Below are 9,040 nucleotides of genomic sequence, written 5' to 3' on the forward strand. Positions count from 1 at the left end.
TTTCACCTGGGTCCAGTGTTGCCCCATCGCAATTGATGGAGGGGACACGGATGCCGACGGAGAGACTGTCCATGCGGCGGATACGCCAGGTTCTACAGCTGCATTTTGGGGCGCGAGCCAGCGCCCGTGTGATCGCCGGGACGGTCGGCGTCGGGCGGAGCACGGTGCAGGATTATCTGGCGCGCGCGGCTGCGGCCGGACTGGTCTGGCCGTTGCCGCCGGAGCAGACGGACGAGGCGCTGGAGCAGCTTCTGTTCCCCGACCCCCGGAGTAAGCCCGGCGCGCGCCGTTATGTCGAACCCGACTGGGCGGTGCTGGTGCGCGAGATGAAGCGGCCCGGGGTCAATCTGTCGGTCTTGTTCGAGGAATATCGAGCGGTTTATCCCGATGGTTACGCGTATAGCCGCTTCTGCCAGCTCTACCGGGCGTTTGAGCGGCGTCTGTCGCCGACGATGCGCCAGACCCATGTGGCCGGCGATAAGGCGTTCGTCGACTATTCCGGCAAGAAGGTGCCGATCGTCGACCCGCTGACCGGCGAGGTGCGGATGGCGGAACTGTTCATCGCAGTGCTCGGTGCGTCAAACCTCACCTATGCCGACGCCAGTTGGACGCAGAGCCTGCCGGATTGGATTGGCGCCCATGTGCGGATGTTCCGGTTCTTTGGTTCGGCGCCGCGTCTGCTGATCCCAGACAATCTCAAGAGTGGGGTCAACAAGCCCTCATTCTACGACCCCGAAATAAATCGCAGCTACGGCAAAATGGCCGCGCACTACAACGTCGGCGTGGTGCCGGCACGGCCGCGAAAGCCGAAGGACAAGGCTGCCGTGGAGGCAGGCGTCCGCTTTGCGCAGTCCTATATCCTTGGTCGCCTGCGCAACGTGACCTTCTTTTCCCTGGCTGAGTGCCAGGCTGCCATTGTCGTGGCACTCGAGCGGATGAACGGCCGCGAGATACGTCGCCTGGGCGTCAGCCGGCGCCAGCTATTCGACACGATCGAGCGATCGGCCATGCAGTCGCTGCCAGAGCAGGACTACGAGTATGCCGAATGGCGCTTCGCCCGCGTCGGCATCGACTACCATGTTGAGGCCGAGGGTTTCTTTTATTCGGTGCCGCACGCGCTGCTCCGCGAGCAGGTCGATACCCGCATCACGACGCGCACCATCGAGATATTCCACCGCGGCAAGCGGGTCGCGAGCCATGCGCGCCGCTACGGCGGTCCGCGGCACGGCACGCTGCCCGACCACATGCCCAGTGCGCACCGGCGCTATGCCGAATGGTCGGCGGAGCGGTTTGCTCGCCAGGCGCGCGACATCGGTCCCGAGACCGAGGCGCTGATCCTGGCGGTGCTGGCGCGCCGACCGCATCCGGAACAGGGGTTTCGCACCTGCATCGGCGTGCTGCGGCTGTTCCGCGGCCTCGATACGGCGCGAGCCGAGGCGGTCAGCTGCCGCGCCGTCGAGGTCGGCGTGCTGACCTACGCCAGTGTCGCCTCGATCCTCAAACACCGGCTCGACCAATCGGCGCCACCGCAAGCCGCGGACGGGGCGCCCCTGCTGCACGAAAACATCCGCGGCTCCGGCTATTTCCATTGAGGAGAAAGACCTTGCTGAACCACCCAACCCTGGATCGCCTGCGCGAACTTGGCCTCGACGGTATGGCAAAGGGGTTCCGAGATCTCGCCGCCAATCCCGAAGCCCGCGCCCTCGAACACGCCGAATGGCTCGGTCTTCTGGTCGACCAGGAGGCCACGCTGCGCCAGCAAAAGCGGTTCGAGGCACGCACACGCACCGCCAAACTGCGGCAAGCGGCTACGGCCGAGGATGTCGACTTCCGCAAGCCGCGTGGCCTCGACCGGACGCTGTTCCTGCACCTGGCCAGCTGTGACTGGGTCCGTGAGCATCGCCATTGCCTCATTACCGGCCCCTGTGGCACCGGCAAGAGCTTCATCGCCTGCGCGTTGGGCGACAAGGCGTGCCGGGACAACCTGTCCGTCCTCTACCAGCGCAGCTCGCGCTTGTTCGGCGCGCTGGCTTTGGCGCGTGGCGACGGCCGCTACGCTCGTCTGATGCGCCAGCTCGCGCGCGTCAACCTGCTCATTTTGGACGACTGGGGCCCGGAGCCGCTGACCGCCGAGCAGCGTCGCGACCTGCTGGAGATTGTTGAGGACCGCTACAATTGCGGCTCGCTGATCATCACCAGCCAGGTGCCGGTCGATCGCTGGTACGAGATCGTGGGCGATCCCACGCTGGCTGACGCGATTCTCGATCGTCTGGTGCACAATTCCCACCGCATCGCACTGACCGGCAAGAGCCGGCGCAAGCCGGAGACGGTCGAATGAGGCACCGCACCGCGAGCCAAACGGGCCGGTCAAGGCCACTGCAATGCGTAACGTAACGGAGGTCAGGGCCATGCCAAGAGGCCGCAAACCCGAAGGCGAACAGGCTTTGAGCAACGCCGAACGCCAGGCGCGGTATCGAGCACGCAACCTGACGCAACCAGTGCCGGTCGCTACCCGCCCACGCCGCCCTGCCGACCGACGCAGCCGCCCCCAGCGATGGCGCGACGCCGTCAACGAATTGCTGGCGATACAGGCAACATATACCAATTGGCTCGCGGCTCTGCCCGATGGTCTGCGTGGTAGCTCGATCGCCGAGATGCTCGAAGCCATTGTCGAGCTCGACTTCACTGATCTGATGGAGATCGAACTGCCCCGCGGCTACGGCCGCGATTAACAACGCCAATGAAAAGAAGGATGCAAGTCAGCTTTGTCGGGAAGAAATCGCGGGCGGAGATGCAACAATCCGGACGCGACTACTTGACCGGAGCTGCGGCGTCATGACATCACCAAATCCGGCCCACGAGACGATACCAAACTGGCCGCCATCAAATTGGAATGGTGGCCGCGATCAGATTGGAATAGGTGGCCGCCTTCGTTGGAATCCGCACATGGCGGCCGCAAAGGCGTTTTTCGTGTCGGCCAAGATGGTCACCGGCGTCACGCCCGATCGCGTCACCACAGATGGGCACGAGAGTTATCCGCGTGCGATCCGGACGACCCTGGGCGCAGGCGTGCGGCACCGCGACAGCCAGTATCTCAACAATCGACTGGAGCAAGATCATCGCGGTATCAAAGGCCGCTACGGTCCGATGCGCGGGTTCAAGAGCCCACGATCAGCCGGCCGATTTTGCCAAGCCTACGACGAGTTGCGCAACTTTCTCCGGTCCCGTTCCCGAACCAATCAGCAAGTCTCTGCCGACTACCGCAGGCTCCACCTCCTTCGCCGCACGGCAACGGTGTTGAACGTGCTGAAAACCGCCTGAGAACATCCCGCTCTACATCGACCCAGCTACACTTGCTGGCACGAGCGCTGAAAGAACCCCGCCACGGGCCGTTGCTCGTGCGCAGGTGCGGCCGAATCCGCTTCTCAAGTTCGGCCGCATAAGCTTGGATCCATCGGAAAATGGTGGTGTGATCCACCTCCACGCCACGGTCCATCAGCATCAGCTCGAGATCGCGATAACTGACTGGGAACATCAGATACCATCGGACCGCCCACAAGATCACCTCAGCGGTGAACTGCCGACCCCTGAAGCCTGATCCCGCCATATCTGTGTTGCCTGTCGCCGTCTCGTCATGCCACGGCTTCTAACCGACTGGACAGGCAGCACAAGGATGCAACAGAATCAGGCCAGTCGCTATCAGGCACGCCCGCTATAGCCCTCTCGGTGGCTGCTGACGGCGTGCAAGCCGGATCGCTTACCGTTTGTGGCAGAGATCGACGTGACGGCTGCTGTGACCGCTACACAGACCCAGGACATGACCGGCCAAGGCACGCTGGCGTTGACCGTTGCCGCGACCGCAGATCGAACGGATGTGCTGGTTGCAACCGCGACCATGGTGCTGTCTGTCGCGGCAGTCTGTAGCCGTGAGCAAGTTCTATCGGCGATCCCGACCATCGCCTTAGTGACCAATGCTGTGCTGAGTCAGGCATAGGTGTTGAGTGGTAATCCGTCGTTTGCCTTGGATGTAATTGCCGCACCTGGAACACCGCGTGTCGGCGTCATTGACCTACAACTATCAGCGGCGATTTTTTTGCGACGCATCGACAGTGCGGGGGTGCTGCCGTCGCCGTTCCGGACACTGACATCATCCTCCCCCAGTCGCAGCATCATTGCTGGCAGCACCGCCCGTCAGGTCGTGGCGGATGGCAATCCAAGGCTGATCACCCTTCGATAAATATGGGATGATCTATAGTACTCCTCCCGAATGGCCGATCGCGCAGCCCGATGACCTATTGAATTATTCGCTGGATTTGACCGCCCCGCTCGCCAGCATCACTGACACCATCGGATCGGTATCGGTCAGTGTTTCACCGCAAAATGAATTGCCCGCATCGAATGTATCGTTTTCCGGCGGTGTGGTTTCGGTATGGCCTGGCAATGGCGGGATCGCCGGGCGGACGTATCAGGTCAAGATCGACGTGATCGGTGCGGACACCGGAATGGAAATTTCGAAGACCATCGCGCTACCGATTTCATCAATCAGTGCAACCTATTCGCTGCCGGCTGAAATGCCCGGATGGTCAGCGCCGGTCACATCATAGCGACGCGCCGGACTGATCGGTTGACCGGCGAACGATTGTGCATATTGTCGAGTAACTGTCGTTCGAAGACGGCACGATAACGATCCGGTTGACGCAGGCTCGTTATGCCTCACCCTTACAAACTCCCGCCTCCATTACGAGGGCGGGATTTTTTTGTCAGCCGCCCAACTGCTTTATGGCGTTTGATAAAAATATTGCAAGATCGTTGTGCCAGCGGGGTTTTTGCAGGAAAGTCAAATTCAGTTCCTTCACCCGGTCGATGATCCCCGCCTGGAAATTGCCGCTGATCAAAGCCATTGGCGTCTCCGGATACAAGTCTCGCAGATCGGCCGCGAGGCTCAGACCGTCTCGCCCCGGCATATTGTAGTCAATCAATGCGATGTCGATGTGCTCGGCCAGTACCAGGCCCATGGCGGCATCAGCATTTCGAGCCTCGATCTGCCGCAAATTGGGATAGAGCGTGGCAACGGTGCTAGCCAGTGCCATCCTGGCTAGAGTGCTGTCGTCAACGATCATCACGCGCATTGGTGCCTCCACGATTGAGCGAAAAATGATCCCGCGCGGGTCGATTGGCAACGGAGGAAGACCCCTCAATTATTACCTTTTCATCATCCGCCTGTTATGCCGTTGAACTGGATTTGGTTTGTCAGCCGTCATCGCCAGCTTGTAGCAAGTCGCCGGGCGGCTAGGTTTTCAATCCAGGCCGAAAAGGAACGCACCCGTGTTTCAGCCGCCCGCCTTGACCAACTCAGTGTATATGAATGGCCTCGATCGCCGCTAGTGCGGCGGGGTCAGCTAATATAGCATCGAATCGGCTTTTCAATGCGGCACCGACTTGCTCTACTATGTCGGGTTTCGGGCATCGGAGGTAACTTGAAATCAGCGCCAGTACCAGTACCATGACCGCCGCGTTTACCACTGTTAGCGTTGTTTGGTCACCTAGGTCTGGTGCATTCTGTAACAGATGCGCGGCCGTCGTCCGGTAAAGTTCCATCACGTCAGGGCTGTCGGACAGGGCCAATGGCTCAGACATCGTCAGACTCGTAACAGGTTTTCAGTTATGCCGCGCCGGCCCATGGCGCAATGCAACTGAACATTTCGCGAATACATTACGACCTCCGAATAAGGAATGCGTATCCGCGCTAATTTGCTGAACTCTGAATAGATCGAAGGGCTGACTTGTCCGGTAATTATCTGACGCTTACCGTAAGGCGTCTGACACACTCAGATAGATGATGTGCAATCAAACTGATCCGCCCTCAGCCCCTTTGGGGGCGGGTCTTTTTCATTGGCCGCTCAATCGTCGTTCCGCGTCAGACAGGAACACGGCAAGACCGTCTTGCCAGTGCGGTTTTTCAAGGAACGTCAATCCCAGTGCTTTCGTCCGCGCGACGATATCCTCCTGAAAATTGCCGCTGATCAGTGCCATTGGCATCTCTGGATGCAAGAATAGCAGATCGGCCGCGAAGCTGAGACCGTCCTGGCCGGGAATGAAGCTGAGACCGTTCTGGCCGGGCATATTGTAGTCGATCAACGCGATATCGATGCGTTCGGCCAATGCCAATGCCAATGCCATGGCAGCGTCAGCGTTTTGTGCCTCTACCAGCCGCCAGTTGGGATAGAGCGTCATGACTGACTTAGACAGCGCCATGCGGGCGAGTTTGCTGTCGTCCACAATCAACACCCGATAGTCCATTCGTTGCGTCCCCCGTTGGCGCGGACACTGAGCGCCTATGTGCCTGGGTTGGCAACCTCCTACTGGTCAGGGTGCGCAACGGGCTGACTCGGCTGTCGGATCACTTGGTGGGGAGCAGAGCGGCGGATCGCACGACATATTGACGCGTTAGGGACGTTGTGTAGGACAGTCTGGGCTCGCACTCGTTGGGATCGCAATGGATTGGCACGTGCAACATCGAATCGCCGGAACGGAACACCTCACCATGCATCCCACGCCCGAGGCAGCCATCGAGGCTGCGTGTCATCTCATGGACGAAGGCGCGGACGTGTTTGGCATCGGTACCGGTCCGCTTGAAGATTCAATTGGTCACAGGGAGATTTCGCGTATCGGCAAGCCGAAACCCTAGCCACGTGGCTTCCACCCCGGTGTCGAGGTTGTGGCACGCGACCGTGCCGGAGCCTACGCCGACGGCATCCGCCAGGGGGCACCGGATGCCGTTTAGGTGGCCGATCGCTGGCACCTGCCGCGCAACCTTAGTGACACAGTCCAAGCCGTCGTCGACCGCCGCCATGTCGGCATTCGCCGCGTCAGCAAGCAGATCGCCGAAGAGGCGGTCGTGGAGGTGGCCGACGGACCGGTGATCACACCTGATACCATCAAACCCACCGCTGCCGGGCGGCGTGGTCAAGTTGCCTATGGCCGACGGCAAGCGCGCTATGAGGAAGCGGCACGGCTGAAGGCGACCGGCATGTCTCTCAAGTGGGTCGCTGCCTCGATCGGGGTCGAACGGATGACGGTGCGCCGTTGGCTTCGTGCCGGCCGGGCACCGCTCTGGCGCCAGCCACATCGGATTGGTGTGCTTGGGCCCTATCGAGCACATCTCGACCGCCGCTGGACCGAAGGTTGCCATAATGCGGCTCAGCTCTGGCGCGAACTGGTTGCGCTCGGATTCACAGGCCGACCGGGAATTGTGGTTTTGTTGCGACGTTTTTGCCTCGGCTCCGAGGCATCTGAGACAGAGCGCCCGCGCATCCATCAGGCAGCAACCTCGAATAGCTTGGCGACGAATCTCGCTTGAGCCTTGATGTCGCGACCACAGATGTTCCGAACCTGCCCCTTCCTAATCATTGCCATCGCCTCGTAGCCTTCCAGCGTTCGTCTGGCGGTCCAGAAGCTGCCGAAGCCTAGACCCGGACAGGTCAGTCGTTTTACGTTCCGATGGTCCTGGTCGATAATATTGTTCAGGTATTTTACCTGGCGCAGCCGCGACCAGCGCCAAAGCCCGCCGTCCTTCTTCATCGCCGCGGCTGCTTTCGGATAGGCCGCATTCTTGTCCACTGTGATGGTGCGCGGGTTCACTGTGTGCGACTGCGCCAACGCCTTGCGGAAGAACCGTTTTGCCGTCTCAGCGTCGCGCTTGGCCGACAGCAGAAAGTCGATGGTCTGGCCGTGGTTGTCCACCGCTCGATACAGATACATCCAGCGGCCTTTGACTTTCACATAGGTCTCATCCACCCGCCAGGAGCCATTGCTCATGTGCAGGTGCGGCCGGATACGCTTTTCCAGTTCGGCCGCATAAGCCTGGATCCAGCGGAAGATGGTGGTGTGGTCCACCTCGACGCCGCGATCCTGCAGCATGCAGCTCGACATCGCGATAACTGACGGGGAACATCAAATACCATCGGACCGCCCAGAGGATCACCTCAGCGGTGAACTGCCGGCCCTTGAAGGGTTGATCCTGCCGCATCTGAACCGCTTGTCGCTGTTTCGCCATGGCACGGCTTCTACCCGGCCTCGCTCACTGCTAAAAACTGCAATAGAACCTCCCGGACCGCTCCCACGATCGGAGGGGGCGACGCGAACGGTTTCCAACCGACACCACAACGGCCGGCACTGGAGTCAGGACAATCGATGTCACGCTCATTCGAAGATCAGCCGTTGAGTTCGAATGTCCCATGACGAATCACAAGTTATTGTGTTACGTTACGGAAATGGCCTTGACCATGCGAGATGGTAGCTTCTGGAATCGTGGCTTTCATCACTATCCAAAGTGAGATCGGGATTTCTGAGACGACCATGGCCAGGCGATCGAAAGTATGGCCAAGGGAAACGTGAATTTGGCCATGACTTCGGAGAAGGTGTTTTGAGGTTGTGGCGATGGTTCGCCAAAGCAATGGAAGAGGCCGCCAGGTTTTTTCGCTGGAAGGGTCGGTGCAGATGTGACAGGTGACGGGCGTGCTTCAAGCATTGGGCGCGACGCCAACGACACCAGCCACCATCCTGAGCGATGGTGCGGATGGTCCGCGGTCACCCGGCGAAGCCGCCAGCCCTGATCCGACTCATCGTGTGATAGACTGGTTCCATCTGGCGATGCGGGTTCAACACCTCCCACACACGGCCACCAACTGGCCCGACGCGACCGAGGCAGATCGCCAGGCCGGCGCTCGGCTCGCCGAGACTATCGAGCGGATCAGATGGCGTCTCTGGCATGGTCAGGTCAGGCGCGCGCTGGATCTCATTGCCGATGCGTCTTTGTGAATGCCCCGGTCGACTACATGTCGCCGATGGCCGCTGCCGCCCGCAAGGTGGCGTGTCTTCTGGGCGATCTGGAGACTCACGTGGCCGGAAAATCCAATATTATCATTGACTACGCAACAGACCGCCGGGACCGTCCAGACGTTTGGGGGATCATGCCGCCTTGGCAAGGGCAGAGTCTGCATCGGAGATCCGGTCAAATCGATGCCCGACCCCGGCACCG

Annotated in this window: 11 protein-coding genes and 2 pseudogenes; 9 read left to right on the forward strand and 4 right to left on the reverse strand. The window is 60.5% G+C overall.

The window, feature by feature from the left end:
- The first annotated feature begins 50 nt into the window (after positions 1-50).
- The 4 genes from istA (at position 51) to GSQ89_RS37630 (ending at position 3,321) form a co-directional block, all read left to right on the forward strand.
- Positions 51-1,592, forward strand: a complete 1,542-nt coding sequence (istA, locus tag GSQ89_RS37615) for an IS21 family transposase (protein WP_158933224.1) — start codon at positions 51-53, stop codon at positions 1,590-1,592.
- An 11-nt stretch (positions 1,593-1,603) separates the two neighbouring features.
- Positions 1,604-2,338, forward strand: a complete 735-nt coding sequence (istB, locus tag GSQ89_RS37620) for an IS21-like element helper ATPase IstB (protein WP_158933225.1) — start codon at positions 1,604-1,606, stop codon at positions 2,336-2,338.
- 106 nt (positions 2,339-2,444) lie between these two features.
- Positions 2,445-2,732, forward strand: a complete 288-nt coding sequence (locus tag GSQ89_RS37625; RefSeq protein WP_158933226.1) for a hypothetical protein — start codon at positions 2,445-2,447, stop codon at positions 2,730-2,732.
- A gap of 214 nt (positions 2,733-2,946) precedes the next feature.
- Positions 2,947-3,321, forward strand: a complete 375-nt coding sequence (locus tag GSQ89_RS37630; protein ID WP_158933227.1) for a DDE-type integrase/transposase/recombinase — start codon at positions 2,947-2,949, stop codon at positions 3,319-3,321.
- Between the two features lie 91 nt (positions 3,322-3,412).
- Here the strand turns inward: GSQ89_RS37630 and GSQ89_RS39720 are convergent.
- Positions 3,413-3,607, reverse strand: a pseudogene (locus GSQ89_RS39720) (IS6 family transposase); the annotation flags it as partial.
- A 159-nt stretch (positions 3,608-3,766) separates the two neighbouring features.
- On the opposite strand from GSQ89_RS39720, the gene GSQ89_RS37635 reads away from it, so the two are divergent.
- Both GSQ89_RS37635 and GSQ89_RS37640 read left to right on the forward strand, forming a co-directional pair.
- On the forward strand, positions 3,767-3,994 hold the full coding sequence (locus tag GSQ89_RS37635; RefSeq protein ID WP_158933228.1) for a hypothetical protein: 228 nt from the start codon (positions 3,767-3,769) through the stop codon (positions 3,992-3,994).
- 250 nt (positions 3,995-4,244) lie between these two features.
- Entirely contained in the window at positions 4,245-4,604 is a 360-nt protein-coding gene (locus GSQ89_RS37640; RefSeq protein WP_158933229.1) for a hypothetical protein, read from the forward strand.
- A 156-nt stretch (positions 4,605-4,760) separates the two neighbouring features.
- On the opposite strand, the gene GSQ89_RS37645 is transcribed toward GSQ89_RS37640, so the two are convergent.
- Both GSQ89_RS37645 and GSQ89_RS37650 read right to left on the reverse strand, forming a co-directional pair.
- On the reverse strand, positions 4,761-5,129 hold the full coding sequence (locus GSQ89_RS37645) for a response regulator transcription factor (protein ID WP_158933230.1): 369 nt from the start codon (positions 5,127-5,129) through the stop codon (positions 4,761-4,763).
- A gap of 760 nt (positions 5,130-5,889) precedes the next feature.
- Complete coding sequence (locus GSQ89_RS37650; RefSeq protein WP_158933231.1) at positions 5,890-6,300, reverse strand: response regulator transcription factor; 411 nt, start codon at positions 6,298-6,300, stop codon at positions 5,890-5,892.
- A 196-nt stretch (positions 6,301-6,496) separates the two neighbouring features.
- Between GSQ89_RS37650 and GSQ89_RS38940 the strand changes: the two genes are divergently transcribed.
- Positions 6,497-6,688 carry a hypothetical protein gene (locus tag GSQ89_RS38940; RefSeq protein ID WP_216856641.1) on the forward strand — a complete coding sequence of 64 codons (192 nt, stop codon included), beginning with the start codon at positions 6,497-6,499 and terminating at the stop codon, positions 6,686-6,688.
- Between the two features lie 96 nt (positions 6,689-6,784).
- Positions 6,785-7,360, forward strand: coding sequence for a hypothetical protein (locus tag GSQ89_RS37655; protein ID WP_158933232.1), 576 nt, complete (start codon positions 6,785-6,787; stop codon positions 7,358-7,360).
- On the opposite strand, the pseudogene GSQ89_RS37660 reads toward GSQ89_RS37655, so the two are convergent.
- Positions 7,318-8,029 (reverse strand): annotated as a pseudogene (locus GSQ89_RS37660) (IS6 family transposase). The gene GSQ89_RS37655 and the pseudogene GSQ89_RS37660 sit on opposite strands and share 43 nt — an antisense overlap.
- 488 nt (positions 8,030-8,517) lie before the next feature.
- Here GSQ89_RS37660 and GSQ89_RS37665 point away from each other — a divergent pair.
- Positions 8,518-8,820 (forward strand): hypothetical protein, encoded by a 303-nt coding sequence (locus tag GSQ89_RS37665; protein ID WP_158933233.1) that lies wholly within the window; start codon positions 8,518-8,520, stop codon positions 8,818-8,820.
- The last annotated feature ends 220 nt before the right edge of the window (positions 8,821-9,040 follow it).

It is taken from the genome of Acidisphaera sp. S103, from assembly GCF_009765975.1.
Classification (GTDB): Bacteria; Pseudomonadota; Alphaproteobacteria; order Acetobacterales; family Acetobacteraceae; genus Rhodopila.